Origin of the sequence: Peribacillus sp. NPDC096447 (genome assembly GCF_044762725.1) — a bacterium.
Taxonomy (GTDB): Bacteria; Bacillota; Bacilli; order Bacillales; family DSM-1321; genus Peribacillus.
In genome coordinates, this window is sequence record NZ_JBIWEV010000003.1 from 599883 (window position 1) to 618276 (window position 18394).

Consider the following 18394-nt stretch of genomic DNA (forward strand, 5'->3'; position numbering starts at 1 on the left):
TCTTACATGAAAAAACAACAGAATGAATTAGAACAATCACTCAGTTCTCGTCACATGTCAATGATAGCTATCGGAGGTGTCATTGGTGCAGGTCTTTTTGTAGGTAGTGGTGCTGCTATACATAAGGTGGGGCCTGGCATCCTGGTTTCTTATGTAGTTGCCGGTGTTTTAGTTTTCTTGATCATGAAGAGCCTTGGTGAAATGGCCACTTCCAATCCTTCAAGCGGTTCATTTTCAGAATATGCCCGAGACGCAATTGGCCCTTGGGCTGGAACAACAGTTGGATGGCTTTATTGGTTTCAATGGGTTGTCGTCATTGCCATTGAAGCCATTGCAGGAGCAGCTATCATCAATATGTGGTATCCAGGCATTCCTTTATGGATTCTTGCTTTGGCCTTGACAATCGCACTGACTTTGACAAATATCTATTCAGTGAAGTCCTTTGGAGAATTCGAATATTGGTTTGCCATGATTAAAGTAGCGAGCATTATCGCCTTTTTAATTTTGGGGGTATCTTATATATTTGGATTTTCAGGGGGAACATCGGCGGTTGGAGTATCAAACCTTGTGCAAAACGGGGGATTTTTCCCTAATGGAATAAGTTCCGTTTTTGTGGGAGTCATCACTGTATTTTTCTCTTTTGCCGGTACAGAAGTAGCCACTATTGCAGCAGCAGAATCAAAGGATCCTGTTAAGTCCGTCTCTAAAGCTATCAATAGTACAATATGGCGTGTCCTGATATTTTATGTAGGCTCAATAGCCATAGTCGTGATATTGCTTCCTTGGAATTCTGCTAATGTATTACAGAGTCCATTTGTTGCGGTTTTAGATAACCTAGGTATCCCTTTTGCAGCACACCTCATGAATTTCATCGTATTAACAGCTGTTTTATCATGTCTAAACGCTGGATTATATACTACATCCCGAATGCTCTTTTCTTTAGCAAAAAAAGGGGATGCCCCTAAATATTTTAGCAAGTTGAATAATAAAGGCGTTCCTGCCAGAGCCGTTTTTGCAGCTACCATATTTTCTTATATTGCTGTAGTGATGAGTTATGTTTCCCCTGAATTAGTTTTTCTGTTTCTAGTTAATTCATCAGGAGCGATTATTTTACTAGTTTATTTGGTTATATCCATTTCTCAGTTAAGGATGAGAAAAAAATTAGAAAGAGAAAATCCTGATGCTCTAAAAGTGAAGATGTGGTTGTTCCCATATTTGACATATGCTACAATCCTGGGGATTTCCATCATATTAATTTCCATGGCATTTATCGATTCTACAAGAAGCCAGCTTTATTCAACACTATTACTAACTGGGGTAATCATTGTGTTGACTCATTTTTTTGGAAAAAAGAAAATCAGCAGCGCAGAGGAGAAAAGTAAATTATCCAGTAATTTGCCTCCATTGAAATAAGCTAAGGCAGAGTATTATTGGGGATCAATAAGAAGCCTTACTCTTCCACATTGGAAAAGTAAGGCTTCTTTCTATTGCATTTTCTTTCTTTGAAAAACATCAAAATGACTCCAGATGTCTTCTAAGACTTCCAATCGATCGTGGATATCATCCTGCTTCTCTTTTCCGACAAACATTATTAAAGCATTGATCAAGCTTAATGGTGCAACAAAAGAGTCAATAAAGCTGGGCATTTGACTGGATGCTGTCAACGGAATGTCCGCATGAGGAATAAGCGGTGAGAGTAAATTATCAGTAATGGCAATTGTTGTCGCATTTTTTTCCTTTGCAAATGAAAACATTTGAATGGTACTTTTCGTATATCGATCAAAACTGACACCAATCACTACATCTTTTTCACTTAAATTATATAACTTTTCCGATGAATTCTCTAATGACTGCAGGAGTTCCACATTATTGAGAACTATTTGAAGATAATACTCCAAAAACACACCCAGTGAAGTGGCACTACGGTTTGCGATTACATATACTCTTCTCGCCTGTAATAAGCATTTCACCGCTTCATGGAATGCATCTTCATCCAATTTCTCCATAGTGGATTTTATGTTTGCGATATCATCTTGGAAAACTTCGTATACCCCTGAAGACTCTTTATTGTATACTTTTTGGGACATCTTTAATCGCTCTGTCGTTGTTAGCTGCTGCTTAACAGAATTCTGCATATACTGCTGCATCTCTGGATAGCCTGAATAGCCAAGCGAGGTTGCAAACCGCACAACAGTGGCATCACTGACCCCAGCCATTTTTGCTAATTTTCCAACTGTTAAAAAAGGAACGGTCGTTTGATTCTCTAATATATATGTAGCTATTTTCACGTGGGACTTGCTCATTTCCCCTATTTGTCCAGCGATGTTTTGATAGACGTTTGACATTAAAAAGAGCGCCCCTTTATTTATATTTATGTATTGCAGGAGTATCGTGTATCCCTTTTCTGTATGTTTTATATTTTAACAATAGGTTTTTTCATCCTTTGTTGTCAAGTTAATTGCAAGTATTATCGTGGGATAAAAAAGACCAGATCAATTAAAATCGCTTTGATCAGGCCTTGTAATTCACTTTTCATCTAGGACTTAGTTGAGCTGAATTATTTGAGGATCCGCCCAATAGCTTCGTCATGTGCTTCCACAGTTCGACGTATATCTTCATCCGTGTGTACAACAGACATCGAATAACGATTAAGCGGCTTTGTATAAATACCTAATTTTAATAACTCATAGTCAATTTCTTTTCTTAATTTCGTATTTGCCCTGCTCATATCACGATAATTTTTAATCGGACCTTCGGCTAAGATAATGTTAAAGATACTGCCCATACCGACTGTTTGCATGTTTAAGCCATGTTTTTTATAAACATTCTCAAGTTCCTTACGTAAAGAGTGCGTCTTAGCAAACAATTCTTCCATTGTTCCTTCTTGTTCTAATAAGTCAATAGTTGCTAAACCGGCAGCCAATATGGTTGGATGACCATTGTATGTTCCACTGTGATATAAAGGATTTTGTTTATTTGCATTATCTGCTCCAGCTGTTAAAATATCCCGTCCACCTCTAGCTGAGGTAATCATCATTATTTCTTTTTTACCGCCGATGGCCCCTACTGGGAATCCGCCGCCCAGTACTTTACCTAAGGCAGTAATATCCGGTTTAATGCCATATACTTTTTGAGCTCCCCCAATTGATATCCTGAATCCTGTTTTTACTTCATCGAAAATAAGCACTATATTAAGTTCTTCTGTTATTCTACGAAGTCCTACCATAAATTCTTGTTCAGCAGGAATGAACCCTCCTTGAATTGGCTCTAAAATAACACCTGCTAATTCATGAGCATAGGCACGTAAAATCTTTTCGGTGGATTCTAAATCATTGAATGGAAGAATGATGGTATTTTCAATATAGTAATCTGGTATACCTCTTGATTCTCCTACCGCTTTTGGAGCTGTTGCGTTTCCTGCTTGATCCATATCAGGGTTAACACTCACCAATACTTGATCATATCCTCCATGATAATGTCCTTCAAACTTCGCCAATTTCGGTTTTCCGGTATAAGCCACTGCGGTACGAATCGCAAGAAGTGTAGCTTCTAAGCCCGAATTCGTATAACGAACCATTTCAATACCAGGATATAACTCTACCAATTTTTCCGCCATTGTTGTTTCCATCTTGTGAGGCGTACCGAATATGGTAGTTCCAGACTCTATCATTTGTTTTGTCACAGCATCAAATACCTGTTGATGACCATGACCTAAAATAAGAGCTCCATAACATAATAAATAATCGATATATTCATTACCATCTACATCATATAACTTACTGCCTTTTCCTTTTTCCATCATTAGTGGATGTGGCGGAAAGTATTTAATATGTGCTGTAACACCGCCTGGAATCACTTCACAGGCTTTTTCAAATAATTCAGCTGATTTTTTTGTGTTTTCTGATAGTAAAGTGTTGTTTTGCAGGATCATAATTAATTTCCCCTTTAATAAATTATTATTTTCATTTTAAACAACCATACTTTAAGAAGATGAAGGACAAATAAGGTACACAAATGAAAATGCCCGCCAACAACATACTTTCCAGTAACTTTGATTCCATTTCATTCATTCTAAATAAAAAAACCACAACTCCTGCTTTTCGCTAATTCATCTGGAACCGCAATGTTTATATGATCATTAGCAGCAAACCCCTCAAAAAGTAAACCCATGATCACCCCACGTTTATAAGTGTTTTTTAATCCAATTAAAAAATTATACAAAGAATGGATTTAATATTTATTTCATTATATACAATGATATGAAATAAATATTTCAAAGTCAAGAATAATAAAGGCATTTTTATTGCAAAATTTCATAGAAATATAAGATGCTATATACATAAAGGTGAAGTAGATTCAACGACTATTTAAAAACCCAAAAATTCCAGATCAATCAATAATTTTGACTAAATTATTGTTCAAGATAAAGACTTTAATGAATAAACGCGAATTAAGCGCTCCCAAAAATTGAGCGCTTAATTCGCGTTTATTTACCAGGCACTTCAATCATAATTGCATCTCCTTGGCAACTACCCAAGATAAGGGCTGAAATTCCTATAGCACCGCAGCTATTTGGAGTTGTTGTATTGATTATATATTCTATCGTTGTCTATTTCAAAATATTCAAAATCCTTATTTTATCCTTCCGACCGTGCGCAGAAACCTACTAGAAAGGTTAAATAAAACGATATTTCAAACTTTAATAGGCTCTTTGAAGACAAAGATATTGCTTGATTAATTATGCCCATTTTCTTTATTCCAATCACCACACCTACTGAATATCTGCAAGATCTTAAATTTCCTCTCTCCTTACATTTACATTTATTAATATAAGGAGGAGGCTCATTTTAGGTTTTCTTTATTTATTTTCACTTTTAAACTTTATGAATTTCGTTCTATTGAAGAAGAAAATTTTAGAATACGTAACATTCGATTAATCTCTCAAAGGATGCAATTACATTGTTTCATAGTTTTTTATTTCAAATTCATTTACAGGCCGATTAATCGACTTACTCAATTTTTTAATAAGCTCTTGGTAATCCTTAGTATCATTTGGATCTATACCTTCTCTGACGTTTAGTATCTCGTATCGGTCATACTGTTCTGGAATAAGTTTTCCGTCTACATGGATATAAAGCCTATATTTGATCCTCAGATTCATATTACCATCTCCTTTACTATCAGTTCGATATAGGGAGCTATTTTCCTGCAAGAAAAAATGCCTAAATGTGATGCTCCATTATCTATTCATTTTATAATCAGAATGTTCGTGGTTCGTATTATTATATATATTAGAGAACAATATATTTATGAATATACTTATACTGTATTGAATTCACCTGAATTTTTTTGTTCTTCCTGCATAAATTGTTCAATACGAAAAAACTAGTATACATGGAGGTTTTTTAAGTGAATCATCCCAATCCAGTATTAGAAATGTATAACTATCACGCGTGGGCAAATGGAGTCATCATCGATCGGCTAAATGAACTTCCACAGCACATTTACCATAAGGAAATTCAGACTGGTTTTTCGTCGGTATCCAAAGTGCTGTCTCACATTTATCTCACAGATTATGCGTGGTTTGACATTATCTCAGGTAAAAGTATGAATGAAGCAATGGCATCTTCTAATCAATTAAGAGAAGGGGTGGAAAAGAAAAGTATTGGGGAAATGAAAAAAATATTTTTAGACCTATCCGAAAGAAACAAAGAACTTCTGAGTACAGAGGATATGGAAAAGGTAATTGTCGTGGATAACCCATATGCAGGGTTGCTTGAAACTTCCATTTCCGAATCGGTATTACACGTTGTCACTCACGGATCATATCACCGTGGCAATATAGCAACCATGCTGCGGCAAATGGGGCACACTTCCGTTATGCAAGATTTTGGCCTTTACCTTTATTCAAAATAGAACACCAAACTATACCCGATTCCTGATTAAGGAGATTAATAGATGGATGAACTAGTTGGCCCTTGTGTTCGCTGTGCACGTGATGTATATTGTACGGCTGGTTTTCTGAAAGGCATTCTGTTAGATAACAAGAAAATCTTATGTTTTAATTGTAAGGATATTTTATATGCGATGACCGAAGAAGAAAGATTGGGGGAGGAAAATCAAAACTAGATATTTAAATAGGTCATGCCAAATTATTGGCATGACCTATTTTGCCCGATGAACAGTCAGATTGACCTTGTTGGTTTCACACATGAACGTTGAGAGATGCACAGGTTGGTCGTTTGCATCGAAAGCAATCTTCACTATCCTAAATAAATTTGCGCCAATATCGCATTCCAAATATTTAGCATAGATTTTTGTAGCACCAATCACGTCGATAATTTTATCGTTACTGACTATTTCTGTATGGTAATCTTCCAAAAGGATTTTATAAGTCGATTCATCCCTTGCAATCTTCTTTTCTAAATCCGGAAAACGAAGTAACGAATAATGAGCGGTATCGTAGAAAAGCGGACGCTCATCTACATACATGAGTCGCTCAAGTTCAAGAACGGGGCTACCTTCTTCAATGAGGAGATGACCTGCAACATCTTTTGGTGCGGCTATGACCTCACTTCTTAAAATCCGGGAATTCGGTATCTTCCCAAGCTGATGACTAAACTCCGAAAATCCACTTATGGATAACAACTCATTATGAAACTTATTAGATGCAACAAAGGTACCCCTGCGCGGAATACGTGTCAGTGTTCCTTCCTTCACCAATTCCTCTATTGCTTTTCGTATGGTAATGCGGCTAACGTTATAAGTTTCACACAGCTCTGCTTCGGTTGGGATCTGTTCATCTGGTTTGTATTTACCGTTCTGAATATCATTCTTCAACATTTGCCTTATTTGCATATATAGTGGCTGGGGGGTTGAAGGATTTAAATTCATATTAGATTCATCCTTATCCGTCTAAATTTATTATTTACTACCTATTATACATTATTTCCAGTCCCAGTCACCACGCACCGAAATAGCTAATTGTTTTCGCAGCAGACTCAGTGCCCAATTCTAAACAATTGCCGATGGATTGGCCTTTCAATATTCCATAAATAAAACCGGAAATGAACGAATCCCCCGCCCCCATCGTATCGACCACATTCGCTTCAACGACACCGCATTGATAATATTGAATGCCATCATAGGCAAGTGAACCATTTTCACCTAAAGTGGCGACCGCAATTTTAGATCCTTGACTTTTTACATCCTTTAAAAATTTGCGGATAAAAGCATCATCCTTCGTATAAGAGAAAAAAGGATAATCAACAAACTGAGGTAAAGTCTTCACCAGATCATGATCTAGCTGATCAGAGAAATCAAAAGACGTGAGCATTCCTTTTTCTTTAAAAAAGGAATAGTACTTATCCGCATGTCCCCAAATCCCTGAATGTATAAGCTGATATGTTTGAATGTAATGGAGTTCTTCCGTCGTTAAACAGAAATGTTCCATGACACCTTCGTCGTATTCTCCAAACCTGCGGTCATTTCCTACCATTTCAACAAAAGTAACAGCTGTTTTTCCTTCTTTCCGCGAAAGATGAGAAATATCAACACCTTTTTCCTGAATCGCTTTAACCATTTTTTCACTGTATTGATCGGATCCCACCCAGCCAATATAAGCAGATTCAGCACCTAACCCTCTTAAATAGACAGCCACATTTAAAGGATTACCGCCAGGATAGACCTCCCCGCTCTTTTGATAGACATCCATACAGTTATCTCCGACTGTAACCGTTCTCATCATTTTCCCCCGCTTTCTTTAAACTTAAGAGCACTACTATGTAGTGCTCCACATATCTTAATATTCCATTTGGCGATAGTATCTTCTAAGTGATAATGGATGATTTCTTTCACGCTCAAGGTAAACGCTGATTCGACTTAATACTGACCAGTTAATACTAACAGAAAAGTGTTTTCTGAATTCCTCGCTGATACCTTCCATTTCAAAGCTTTTGGTATCAATAACCGTTAAATTTTTCGAGATATTTTCTACAAATCTCTCTACACGGTCCATCAGCGGTCTAGTTTCATCTTCTCCTTTTAGTAAAATCACACTTGTATCTTCAACAACAAGTTCAAGCGTACCATGGAAAAACTCTGCAGCGTGGATGGATTTCGCCTGGATCCACTGCATTTCCTCTAAAATGCACATGGCATATGAGTAAGTGTTTCCCCATAGGTTACCAGAACCGACCATCATGTGGTAATCCGTGTCTTTATGTGTAATGGCAAATTCCTCTGCTTTTTTGTCAAAAGATTTAACGGCATCTAGAATTGCACGCGGAAGTAGAGAAACCTCCTTCTTGAATTGTTCATATTGCGGGAATTCATTGTTGTTATGCATGAAACGGAAGACGACCATGTACAACAGCATAAAGAAAGTATCAAAAGAGTGCGTTTCAGAACCTGTCGTTATACAGTAATCCGCAATTTGTGTTAACGGAGTATTTGGCTCTGCAACTAAAGCGATTGTAGTGGCCCCTTTTTCTTTACAATACTCAGCCGCCGCAACAGTTTCTTGAGTAGTCCCGGATACAGATGTAAAAATACAGACTGAATCTTTGCTGAAATGCTTATGATTCATCACCATGAACTCAGCAGCAATTTCTGCATGGACATCGATGGTAGAATTTGATTTTAAAATGTATTCATATGGATACATCATGGCTATGGTGCCACCAGCGCCGATCAGAAAAATATTGCTGTAGCCCCTTTTTGTGATTCCATCTACGATTTCTTCAATCTGGCCTCTAAAAGCAAGGCCCTCTTTTTCAACAAGATTTAGAAATAACTCCTCATCAAACTTTAGCATTAACAGCTTCCTCCCTTACCTCTGTTTATTTGTTATGTCTTGTATTATATCTAAACATGATATTTTATACAATTACTTTATTTTAAATTTCAGTGTGTTTGTTAAAAGAAGGCCTAACTTCCCTTAACATTCTGCTAAGCCACGATATCGCTGTCGTTATTTTTCTTGGATCCATATTTCTTTTCCCAATAATAGTAAACCGGCAGACCTGTTGCGATGACGATCAATGCTGCAATCACTCCTTGGATAGGCGCCCAAGTAAATGTTCCCCAAGCCAGCCATGATGCTCCAAGAATAGCTAAAACCGTCGTTAATCTCCACATTGGCATACGATAGATTGGGTTATAATCATCCCTTTTACGACATTTATAAACAGCTGCAAAGTCCATAATGTTAATAACCAATTGAATCAGTGTGAAATAGCCAAGTAACACTGTTAAATTACTGAAACACACAAGAATGCATGCATACGTAACCTGAACGATGATGGAGAAGCTTGGAGTTTCATATTTAGGATGAACCTTTGCAAAGCGTTGAAAGAATAGTCCGTCCTTTGCCATTGCATACTCAAGGCGGGGCTGAAACATTATGCAAGAGCTCAGCGAACCCAAGATAACAATAATCGCCGTAATGGCCACAAATGATGATGCAATATCCGATAATCCCGGAATATATTTTACAGCTTCGGAAACAGCCGCATTGGAGTTGATTAATTCTTCAAATGGCATCAATCCGATGACACAAATGGCTAGCAGCGTATATAAAGCCAACACGATGAATACCGAACTAATAAGAGCTCGGGGAAGTATTTTCCCTGGATTTTTGAACTCCCCAGCCATGAAACAAATCGCAGCCATTCCCGTATATGCCCATGTGGTTGCAGATACACCGCCTATTAAACTTGACTTTTGGGCACCAGGTCCTGGAGTATAAGCAAAGTTTTCAGGGTTCATATACATTATTCCCAGCACAATGACGATCAGGAAAGGAATAATCTTGATAGCCGTGATAATGACTTGGAAAAGACCTCCTTCTTTCACACTTCGATAATGAATCGATGTGATGAGCAGGATGATCGCAATACCCAATAATTTCCCGGCAACTCCTGAGAAAAATGGGAAAAAGGTTGCTAAATAAGAAACAATCGCTAAAGCCATTATCGATATGGATGGAGGATCCAACGCCCAGAAAGTGGCCCATCCATATAAAAATGCCATAGGCCTCCACCCAGCTTTATTTAAATAAACGTAACCGCTTCCATTTTGGGGGTATGCTGTCGATAACTCGGCCAGCACCATTACTTGCGGTATGGCAATCACCCCGCCTATTATCCAGGCTAGAATAGAAATGGAAGGAGTACCCGCAGCCCTTGCAACATCACCAGATGAGACAAAAATACCCGATCCTATAGTAGTTCCAACAGCAATAGCTAGAGCAGACCAAAAACCCAGTTTTCGTGTAAGTGTGCCATTACTCATAAAGAGTTCCTCCAAATTAGATGATTAAATTCCCAATTCCCTTACTTTTTCAATAGATTTCATGATTGCATCACTTGGATTTTGATAATAATTTGATCCCATAATCTCTAGAGTACAACTTCCTTTGTAACGATGGCTTTTAAGGCTTGCTAAATATTCTCCCCAATTTAAAACACCATCATCTAGTGCCAAATGGGTATCTGATTGACCATCTCCATCCATTAGGTGAAAATGGCTTAATTCGGGAAGAAAGGAAAAGTACTCATCAGGTGTATCACCTGCCAGTTGCATGGAAACTGTATCTATCATTCCTTTTAGCGAAGGAGATTGGATTTCCTCTACCATTTTCTTTAGCCCCTTAGAGTCAATTACCAGATTGGATTCATATTTTGTCAATGGCTCTAAAGCAAGAATCAAACCTTCCTTCTCAGCTACTTTGGTTAATTGAAAGATTGAGTCACTTGCATACTTCCATGATTCCTCTTGTGAAACAGAAAAGTCTCCTATTCCAGAAGTGATAAGCATCATGTTTGTGTCTAACTCCAGCGCGGCGTAAAGATTTTCCATAAAATATTCAATGCTTTTTTTTCGCCAATGAGCATCCGAGGATGCAATGTTATAAGGATAAATACATTGTTCTGGAGTATAGCAGATGATTTTCATATTTCTAGATTTAATTTCCCTTCTCAAACTCCTTATATTTCCTAGTATGTTGCGATAAACATACAAATGCGGCTCCCCACCCCATAATTCAATGCTTTTAATCTCAAGGTTGTCCATGCAATCCAAAAAATAATGAAAAGGGAAATGCCTAAAAGTGATATTCATCCCTGCAATATTCAATTCTTTCACCCCCTTAAAACGACTTTTTATTTGTTATGTTTTGTATTATAATTAAACAATACATTGATTGCAATGATTATTTTGAATATTTAAAAAATATTAATTCGCAAAATACGGAAATGTCGTGATTTTATTGTTCATCACACCTTTTTATCAATTAACTATTTTTTAGTGACTACGAATGATAGAATGTTAAAGTATTTAAACCTAGTGCAAAAATTTCACTGGTACATTGTAAGTATTATATTGGTGATTATTGTTTGAAATATGATATACCTGTAGAATGGATGTTAACCTGGGGGATTTCCAAGAGAATGTATCCTGAATTATTGTCAAGTGAGTGGTTAATAAAGAATAAACACCTCAAAAAAGCCGTAAATTGAGATGAATCTCCTTAAATGGTGTATACTATTGGAAAATATAGGTTATTTTACACTAATACTTCGTGAGACGAATTAGTTTCTATTACTTAAAAAAATCGCAGGCAGTAGAATTTGTACTATCCTAGCGGAAAGGACGTGCCATAATGAATCACGACAAAACAGCCATCACTAAAATTCGTACAGGCCCCATGTTTGCGGTGATGCTGGCTGGTGCTCTAGTCGCTTTCTTAAATCAGACTTTAATCAATATCGCATTGCCTCAATTAATGACTCATTTTGACATATCAGCTGCAACAGCTAATTGGCTTACTACAATCTTCCTATTGGTCAATGGGATTGTCATCCCGATTACCGCTTTCTTAATGGAACGATTCAATACAAGACAATTATATCTTGCTTCGATGGGACTCTTTGCATTAGGAACTTTTTTATGCGGAATTGCCCCCAGCTTCTCCGTCTTATTGATCGGACGTGTGGTTCAAGCTGCAGGTGCGGGGATTTTGTTCCCATTGATTACAAATGTAATTTTCACTTTATTTCCGCCTAACAGACGCGGTTTCGCAATGGGCATATTTGGTATCGCGATGAATTTTGCCCCAGCTGTAGGACCGACATTATCAGGATGGATTATCCAAAACTATTCATGGCGGGTTCTGTTTTTTATCATTTTCCCATTCGCCCTGCTTGACTTCATCTTTGCCATTTTCATCATTAAAAAAGTAGGGAAAACCAGCCGGCCTAAACTCGATAAACTGGGTGTAATTCTATCCACTATCGGATTCGGCGGAGTTCTATATGGATTTGCCACAGGCGGTACCAAGGGCTGGGGCAGTCCCGAAGTACTGACGATGTTCCTTGTTGGAGGAATCAGTTTAGCTTTATTTGTCTGGAGGCAATTCACTGTATCTCATCCTATTTTGGAATTTAGAATTTTTCGGTATCGGATGTTCACTTTAACGACAATCATCAACATCATCGCAACTATGGGTATGTTCTCCGGAATGATCATCATGCCAATCTATATGCAGAATATCCGTGGATTTACTCCGATGGAATCCGGTCTCATGCTATTGCCTGGCGGGATTTTAATGGGGATCATGTCTCCTATCACCGGAAAGCTTTTTGATCGATTTGGTGCAAGATGGCTTGCGGTGAGCGGACTTGCCATCACTATCATTACAACCTATCTTTTAACGCGGCTTCAAACAGATACGTCCTATTCTTATGTGGTGTGGGTCTATACCATTAGAATGTTCGGAATGTCGATACTGATGATGCCTATCTTCACAGCTGGATTAAATGAATTGGCACTTAGCCTAAATAAATATGGAACAGCAATGGTCAATACATTGAGAATGGTGGCAGGTGCTGTTGGCATGGCATTCTTTGTGTCCATCATGACAAACCAGGGAACGAAACATGTACAGGAAATCTTATCTCAAAGGAATATATCACCAGATAATACATCACAAATGGCGATGGCCATTAAACAAGGCAGCGTAATGGGAGTGGATGATGCATTCATGATCGCAACAGGTTTGACCATAGTTGCATTCATACTGGCCTTTTATATACGGCAAACATCACCACAAGAAGATACCATTACAAATCGCCTATCAAAAAAAAGCAGCTTGAATAATCAAGGCTAAATTCAACCTATTTTCCAAGGTGAAAAAATTCTTATATTATTAAACTGACTTGCCCCTTGAAGACATATAAATGCAAAAAAAGAGACACTTTTTATGAGTGTCTCTTTTTTTGCCCAAATTACTTCCTGGCCCCAGGTATTTTGATCCTGCCGCTCTCATACGGCTAAATTTCAGAACATCATTTAAAGAAAAGCCAACAATTCACAAATTGCACTGGTACTTCCAATATGCTGTTATATATTTACATTCCTCTCATATATTTTAAGATAATGATTTGGACAAGGGGAATGTAATGAAAAAGTTAGTTACCCTGCTTTTTTCAAGTTTTTGCATTGGAATTGGGATTAACCTGTTTATCGTTCCCATTCATCTAATAAATGGCGGGATATTTGGAATAAGTTTGTTAATCAAATATGTTTGGGGAATCCAGGTTGGGCATACCATGATCATGATCAATATTCCCATATACCTTCTATCTCTTCTATACGATAAGTCTTATTTCTTTAATGCCATCCTTGGGTTAGCTTTTACATCAACCATTATTGATTGGCTAACACCACTAAACGGTTTGGTTCATCTACAGATCATAACAAGTGCCATTATCGGCGGAATGACGATTGGGATTGGTGTCGGTTTTATGCTGAGACAACATATTAGCCCCGGTGGAGTGGATTTGCTAGCACTATTAATCTCTAAAGCTACAGCAACTAACTGGAATTATTATTTTTATCATTGATTCTCTCATAGTAATTGCCGGAATTATTATATTGAAAGACTTAAAGTTAATGTATTCCCTCATCACGATTTCCTGTGTCGGGTTATGCGTCATATTAATCAATTCTTTTAAATCAATAAACTTTTTTACAAGATAAAGGCATACTTACAAGTGCTGTAACAGGGTCAAATACAGTGTTCGCAATGTTACATATGGATAAATCCCACACTAGATTGAAGAAAATTTGCGACACTCCTGCCGAAAAACTGGTTAGCCGAGTCCCCGAAGACGCTTGCTTGATGCGGCTTGGCAGACAGTGGCACGTTTACTCGTGAATTTTGCTGTTTTACTCGTGAGTTTGGACTCTTTACTCGTGATATTCAGCATATTTACTCGTGAATTCGTGTTGCACCCCATGATTTCGCGAAGTTTACTCGTGAATTTTGCTATTTTACTCGTGAGTTTGGACTTTTTACTCGTGAATTCGTGCTGCAACCATGATTTCGTGCATTTACTCGTGAGTTTTACTGTTTTACTCGTGAGTTTTGGCTATTTACTCGTGAATTTGTACCGCACTCGTGATTTCGCGCCGTTTACTCGTGAATTTTGCTGTTTTACTCGTGAGTTTGGACTCTTTACTCGTGAATTCAGCATGTTTACTCGTAAATTCGTGCTGCAACCATGATTTCGCACGTTTACTCGTGGGAGCGGATTTTTACCGGTTGACCCTTTATTACGAATGCACCTATTCGATTTGTGACGAAATGTACTCATATATTAAATTCGTTGATTTGTACTAAAGCAGCAATATTGCGATAGGTGCTGTAAACAATGGCAACCAATTTCTTCGGCGCGTACCATGTCATCCGTTCTTTTCCCTACTCGGTCCCCGACTTTATACTTTGTAACCTTAGCTCCAACATCAGTGACAATTCCCGCAATGGTGCATTCTTTTAGTAGTGATGTAATTCTTACTAAAAGGGGCAAATCTTCTAATGGGAAAGAAATTATGAAAGTTATGGATTTAAATGTGAACAATGGAGATGAAATCACCTTGTTAGTAAACGGGGCTTATAAACAGGTTGCCATCATTAAAGAATTTCCTTTTAAACGTGGGTTTTAAGTCATTTTGTTGGCAATATCCCTAAAAAATATTGAAGAATAGAGGGTTAAAAATGTCACAGACAAATAACTATATTTTTGAGTTAAGCGATAAAGTAACAAGGAAATCAATTTCATACAAAAACAGGTTTGGAATAAAAATTGCGGCAGACCTAGCGAAAAAAAAGCGGATTTCCAAGTTTGAGAATAGACCTTTGTCGGTCCCAAGATGCAATAATTTCTTATAGAATGCATTAATAAAAGGAAAGTGGAATATGATTAGAATGTCAATCTAAGGGAGGGAATGAGAATAGATGAAAAAAACAAAAATTATATATTGGATTTTCACAGGACTTTTAGTGGCACTAATGGTTTTGGGCTCTATTCCGGATATAATGTCTGTTCCCGATGCAGTCGCTTTATTTAATCATTTAGGTTATCCTACCTACCTCCTACCCTTTATTGGAATTGCCAAATTATTAGGTGTCGTGGCAATACTTATTCCTGGCTTTCCGAGAATCAAGGAATGGGCTTATGCAGGTTTTGTATTTGATTTGACGGGTGCTATGTATTCAAGCATATCAGTGGGCGACCCTGCCAGTGGATGGCTGCTTTTCATTATCGGATATATTTTGATAGCCGGCTCTTATATTTATCATCATAAAATACTAAAATCTGCTACATCGAACACTTCGAGCAATAAGGATAGCTTAACAATATAAATAAATTACAATGAAAAAACACCGATATCGGTGTTTTTTCATTTGGTTAAAGTGACTTTCACCTTCGCTTTCCTTTCTAAATAGAATTAAAATTAAAAGAGTCCCAATAGGGTTTCCTTATTGGGACTCTTTTAATTGAGCATTAGATGATTAACTTACTGTTTTTGAAGTCAAATAAGCGACAAGTATATAGCGTTCAGGTGCTGACCCGATATAATCAAAGGGGTAACAGGTACTGACGGTTAGCGTTGCCCGTGGCTTTGGTACGATTACGGTTCGATCATCCTCATCCACAATTCGAACTTTGTTGACTTTGTATGTGAACTCTCCTGCCGAAGTTCTTACTATCAACAAATCTCCTTCTCCAACTTGCCCGAGTTTACGGAATACCGTATCTCTATGACCGGAAAGTACGGAATTGTCATTTTCACCAGGTAGCACACTTCCTGCAAAGTGACCAACTCCTTTTTCCAATTCATCCTCGTTTGTGCCATGGAAAATAGGGAGTTTTGTTTTTAGTTTGGGTATATACAATTCCCCGATTTCTTCACCCGTTTCAGGGCGGACGGGATATAGCTCTTTCTTTGTTGTTTTATTACTTGCTGGTTTATCACTTGGTGTTTTCTGTACTGTTTCATTTACTTGGCTACTTGGAGCATGAGTCTTGTAAAGAAAGTAGCCTTTTGCAAACTTATACATATTGGATGTGGAAAACCAAATTCCAAATAAAATGATGGCAATTGTACAAGAAAGCAGCAGCAACCGCTTTTTCTTTAATTGTTTCATATTAAGCTTTCCTGATTTTTCGATACATCAAGCTTCCGAACAAGACAAGAAATAGTCCTAAAAGGGCGCTAGGCACATAATCGGAAGCGGTATTTGGCAGTTTAGCCCCTTTTACGGTTTGATGTTCTGAATTTGTATGAGTACTGATCTTTTGTTTTACTGGTTTAGCAACTGGTGCCTTTTCAATGGTTTTTTGCACCTCTTTTGCAGATTCCTTTATTTGCCCGCCTGCATTAGTAAGAGTGTCAGAATCGACCATTTCACCTGTTATTAAAAGATCAGCCAAGAACTTCCCGTCAGTATTATATATCGCTATTTTCAGGTTAGCACCCTTCAATTCTTCCAATTTCATTAAATCCATAAGGGATACAGGTGATTCCGAGCCACTTTTCACAAGAGAATAGGATACATTAAGCTTAAAGATGGAAAGTAATTCTTCATAAATTGATGCCATTTCAGCTATCTGCTCAGCTGTAAGTTCTGTTGTTACATCAAATTCCTCGAAAGCCATCATGCGGTTGCCCAATTCTTCTAGTTGCTTGACTGTTTCCGGATTGGAAAGATGCTCTTCCAAAGACATTAAGTGGTCTTCAAGCCGCTGTAGTTCCTCTTCCGTTAAACCGAGTTCTTCCTCGAAAATGGGAAGCAGATCATCGGCAACCTCACCATCCATCCCGCCACCAGTAAGGTTCCAAACAGTTTCTTCAAGATTATCTATGTATATATAATCGTTAATATCTTCACCATTTTCTTCCAACATTTGAAGCAAGGCTTGTTTATCCAATCCATAATTCTCATTAAAATAATCTAAGTTGCTTAGATCTGCCTTTATGACGTCACCCAAGAATTCGCTAAGTTCTTCGACAGATTCAAATTCTTCCGTGCTAAAATCATAAAGTTCCAATGACGCTTCGATATCTTCTTTTGTTACTTCGAAGCCTCTTTCCTTGCTAACTTTGGCTAAATAATTGACGAATTCTTTGTCAAAGTTTGGATCGCGTTCAAAATCGCCCTCTTCTGTATAGAAATAAACAGCTTCATCGAGGTCCCAGATAAAGATATAATCGTCTAGTTCTTCGCCATTTTCGTGTAATAGATTAATTAGGCTCTCATTGGTTAGATTATAATCTTCATAAATGGTATCTAAATTACTTAAATCTGCCTTAATGACTTCGCCCAAGGCTTCTTTTAAATCACCAATAGATTCAAAGTTATTAATACTTTCGTCGTAAAAAGAAAGAGATGTTTCAATATCATCCTTCGTCACTTCAAAACCCCTTACAAGGCTTACCTGTTTTAAATACTTTGTAAGTTCTTGCTCAAAATTTTTGCTTGGTGCTGCCGATGCTAATTGCGGGAATAAGCTAATTAACAACGTAAATGAAACTAAAATCGTCCACAGTTTTTTCATACTTTTCTCCTATTCATAACATTTCATATGTTTCTAGAAAATTATAAGGTAATAACAATAATTTAACAATGAAGTTATTTTTTCCAATAAGGAAAAATTGCTATTTTACTTACTTTGCAAACAAGGATTTGCAGCATTTATTTCTTATAAAGACGTATTTCTTCCTATTAATATAGCGATTACAACAAACCCTCCCATTGTTTCTCCAGATAAAAGAATTATTAATATTGTATTCCTACTAAATTTAACTAAAGCGAAAAATTAATAACAAATTGACCGCCGGGCTAACCATCTATTCAGCCATCAATTCTTCCATATCAAGTAAAGTAATCAGTCTAAAAGTATCGGAATTCACATCCTATAAATATGCGTTTAGACATAGCGAAAAAAGACATAATCCATCTTCATGCTCCCTCTTCTACAACAAGATGCAACTCCCCATTTCCTGTAAGTGTATCCTTACACTTTTTCAAACAAAAAAAGAGACTGTA

Annotated in this window: 18 protein-coding genes; 8 read left to right on the forward strand and 10 right to left on the reverse strand. The window is 37.3% G+C overall.

The window, feature by feature from the left end; all coding sequences use genetic code 11:
- The first annotated feature begins 6 nt into the window (after window positions 1–6).
- The gene (locus tag ACIQZD_RS14155) at window positions 7–1413 is read left to right on the forward strand and encodes an amino acid permease (RefSeq protein ID WP_402903591.1); all 1407 of its coding nucleotides are present in this window, start codon (window positions 7–9) and stop codon (window positions 1411–1413) included.
- A 71-nt stretch (window positions 1414–1484) separates the two neighbouring features.
- Here ACIQZD_RS14155 and ACIQZD_RS14160 read toward each other — a convergent pair whose 3' ends face one another.
- The 3 genes from ACIQZD_RS14160 to ACIQZD_RS14170 all read right to left on the reverse strand — a co-directional run bounded on the left by ACIQZD_RS14160 (window position 1485) and on the right by ACIQZD_RS14170 (window position 5161).
- Window positions 1485–2345, reverse strand: coding sequence for a MurR/RpiR family transcriptional regulator (locus tag ACIQZD_RS14160; RefSeq protein WP_402903594.1), 861 nt, complete (start codon window positions 2343–2345; stop codon window positions 1485–1487).
- 212 nt (window positions 2346–2557) lie between these two features.
- Window positions 2558–3931 (reverse strand): aspartate aminotransferase family protein, encoded by a 1374-nt coding sequence (locus ACIQZD_RS14165; protein ID WP_402903597.1) that lies wholly within the window; start codon window positions 3929–3931, stop codon window positions 2558–2560.
- Between the two features lie 1023 nt (window positions 3932–4954).
- Window positions 4955–5161 carry a hypothetical protein gene (locus ACIQZD_RS14170; RefSeq protein ID WP_214745349.1) on the reverse strand — a complete coding sequence of 69 codons (207 nt, stop codon included), beginning with the start codon at window positions 5159–5161 and terminating at the stop codon, window positions 4955–4957.
- A gap of 275 nt (window positions 5162–5436) precedes the next feature.
- On the opposite strand from ACIQZD_RS14170, the gene ACIQZD_RS14175 reads away from it, so the two are divergent.
- Together ACIQZD_RS14175 and ACIQZD_RS14180 are read left to right on the forward strand one after the other, a co-directional pair.
- Complete coding sequence (locus tag ACIQZD_RS14175; protein WP_402903759.1) at window positions 5437–5916, forward strand: DinB family protein; 480 nt, start codon at window positions 5437–5439, stop codon at window positions 5914–5916.
- Between the two features lie 42 nt (window positions 5917–5958).
- On the forward strand, window positions 5959–6129 hold the full coding sequence (locus ACIQZD_RS14180) for a hypothetical protein (RefSeq protein ID WP_402903601.1): 171 nt from the start codon (window positions 5959–5961) through the stop codon (window positions 6127–6129).
- A 36-nt stretch (window positions 6130–6165) separates the two neighbouring features.
- Here ACIQZD_RS14180 and ACIQZD_RS14185 read toward each other — a convergent pair whose 3' ends face one another.
- From ACIQZD_RS14185 to ACIQZD_RS14205, 5 genes are all read right to left on the reverse strand, one after another.
- Complete coding sequence (locus ACIQZD_RS14185) at window positions 6166–6894, reverse strand: GntR family transcriptional regulator (RefSeq protein WP_101221531.1); 729 nt, start codon at window positions 6892–6894, stop codon at window positions 6166–6168.
- Window positions 6895–6961: 67 nt separating this feature from the next.
- On the reverse strand, window positions 6962–7744 hold the full coding sequence (gene frlD, locus ACIQZD_RS14190; protein WP_402903604.1) for a fructoselysine 6-kinase: 783 nt from the start codon (window positions 7742–7744) through the stop codon (window positions 6962–6964).
- 57 nt (window positions 7745–7801) lie between these two features.
- Entirely contained in the window at window positions 7802–8815 is a 1014-nt protein-coding gene (locus tag ACIQZD_RS14195) for an SIS domain-containing protein (RefSeq protein WP_402903607.1), read from the reverse strand.
- Window positions 8816–8949: 134 nt separating this feature from the next.
- Complete coding sequence (locus ACIQZD_RS14200) at window positions 8950–10293, reverse strand: amino acid permease (RefSeq protein WP_402903610.1); 1344 nt, start codon at window positions 10291–10293, stop codon at window positions 8950–8952.
- 24 nt (window positions 10294–10317) lie between these two features.
- Entirely contained in the window at window positions 10318–11136 is an 819-nt protein-coding gene (locus ACIQZD_RS14205) for a TIM barrel protein (protein WP_402903613.1), read from the reverse strand.
- A gap of 526 nt (window positions 11137–11662) precedes the next feature.
- Here ACIQZD_RS14205 and ACIQZD_RS14210 point away from each other — a divergent pair.
- The 5 genes from ACIQZD_RS14210 (at window position 11663) to ACIQZD_RS14230 (ending at window position 15706) form a co-directional block, all read left to right on the forward strand.
- Complete coding sequence (locus tag ACIQZD_RS14210) at window positions 11663–13168, forward strand: DHA2 family efflux MFS transporter permease subunit (RefSeq protein ID WP_402903615.1); 1506 nt, start codon at window positions 11663–11665, stop codon at window positions 13166–13168.
- Window positions 13169–13460: 292 nt separating this feature from the next.
- Complete coding sequence (locus tag ACIQZD_RS14215; RefSeq protein ID WP_402903618.1) at window positions 13461–13904, forward strand: YitT family protein; 444 nt, start codon at window positions 13461–13463, stop codon at window positions 13902–13904.
- 295 nt (window positions 13905–14199) lie between these two features.
- Complete coding sequence (locus ACIQZD_RS14220; RefSeq protein WP_402903621.1) at window positions 14200–14568, forward strand: hypothetical protein; 369 nt, start codon at window positions 14200–14202, stop codon at window positions 14566–14568.
- 255 nt (window positions 14569–14823) lie between these two features.
- Entirely contained in the window at window positions 14824–15006 is a 183-nt protein-coding gene (locus ACIQZD_RS14225) for an HPr family phosphocarrier protein (RefSeq protein WP_402903762.1), read from the forward strand.
- A gap of 292 nt (window positions 15007–15298) precedes the next feature.
- Window positions 15299–15706: a DoxX family protein gene (locus ACIQZD_RS14230; RefSeq protein WP_402903624.1), complete on the forward strand. Its 408-nt coding sequence runs from the start codon at window positions 15299–15301 to the stop codon at window positions 15704–15706.
- Between the two features lie 150 nt (window positions 15707–15856).
- Here the strand turns inward: ACIQZD_RS14230 and ACIQZD_RS14235 are convergent, their stop codons facing one another.
- Window positions 15857–16492, reverse strand: coding sequence for a class D sortase (locus ACIQZD_RS14235; protein ID WP_402903627.1), 636 nt, complete (start codon window positions 16490–16492; stop codon window positions 15857–15859).
- 1 nt (window position 16493) lies between these two features.
- A complete protein-coding gene (locus ACIQZD_RS14240) occupies window positions 16494–17903 on the reverse strand; it encodes a processed acidic surface protein (RefSeq protein WP_402903629.1) in 1410 nt (469 codons plus the stop codon).
- Window positions 17904–18394 lie beyond the last annotated feature (491 nt).

What these genes read in the sequence shown, in the direction of transcription:
- ACIQZD_RS14155 (WP_402903591.1), top strand. Translation starts at nt 7, where the DNA reads ATGAAAAAACAACAGAATGAATTAGAACAATCACTCAGTTCTCGTCAC.
- ACIQZD_RS14160 (WP_402903594.1), bottom strand. Translation starts at nt 2,345, where the DNA reads ATGTCAAACGTCTATCAAAACATCGCTGGACAAATAGGGGAAATGAGC.
- ACIQZD_RS14165 (WP_402903597.1), bottom strand. Translation starts at nt 3,931, where the DNA reads ATGATCCTGCAAAACAACACTTTACTATCAGAAAACACAAAAAAATCA.
- ACIQZD_RS14170 (WP_214745349.1), bottom strand. Translation starts at nt 5,161, where the DNA reads ATGAATCTGAGGATCAAATATAGGCTTTATATCCATGTAGACGGAAAA.
- ACIQZD_RS14175 (WP_402903759.1), top strand. Translation starts at nt 5,437, where the DNA reads ATGTATAACTATCACGCGTGGGCAAATGGAGTCATCATCGATCGGCTA.
- ACIQZD_RS14180 (WP_402903601.1), top strand. Translation starts at nt 5,959, where the DNA reads ATGGATGAACTAGTTGGCCCTTGTGTTCGCTGTGCACGTGATGTATAT.
- ACIQZD_RS14185 (WP_101221531.1), bottom strand. Translation starts at nt 6,894, where the DNA reads ATGAATTTAAATCCTTCAACCCCCCAGCCACTATATATGCAAATAAGG.
- frlD (WP_402903604.1), bottom strand. Translation starts at nt 7,744, where the DNA reads ATGAGAACGGTTACAGTCGGAGATAACTGTATGGATGTCTATCAAAAG.
- ACIQZD_RS14195 (WP_402903607.1), bottom strand. Translation starts at nt 8,815, where the DNA reads ATGCTAAAGTTTGATGAGGAGTTATTTCTAAATCTTGTTGAAAAAGAG.
- ACIQZD_RS14200 (WP_402903610.1), bottom strand. Translation starts at nt 10,293, where the DNA reads ATGAGTAATGGCACACTTACACGAAAACTGGGTTTTTGGTCTGCTCTA.
- ACIQZD_RS14210 (WP_402903615.1), top strand. Translation starts at nt 11,663, where the DNA reads ATGAATCACGACAAAACAGCCATCACTAAAATTCGTACAGGCCCCATG.
- ACIQZD_RS14215 (WP_402903618.1), top strand. Translation starts at nt 13,461, where the DNA reads ATGAAAAAGTTAGTTACCCTGCTTTTTTCAAGTTTTTGCATTGGAATT.
- ACIQZD_RS14225 (WP_402903762.1), top strand. Translation starts at nt 14,824, where the DNA reads ATGGTGCATTCTTTTAGTAGTGATGTAATTCTTACTAAAAGGGGCAAA.
- ACIQZD_RS14230 (WP_402903624.1), top strand. Translation starts at nt 15,299, where the DNA reads ATGAAAAAAACAAAAATTATATATTGGATTTTCACAGGACTTTTAGTG.
- ACIQZD_RS14235 (WP_402903627.1), bottom strand. Translation starts at nt 16,492, where the DNA reads ATGAAACAATTAAAGAAAAAGCGGTTGCTGCTGCTTTCTTGTACAATT.
- ACIQZD_RS14240 (WP_402903629.1), bottom strand. Translation starts at nt 17,903, where the DNA reads ATGAAAAAACTGTGGACGATTTTAGTTTCATTTACGTTGTTAATTAGC.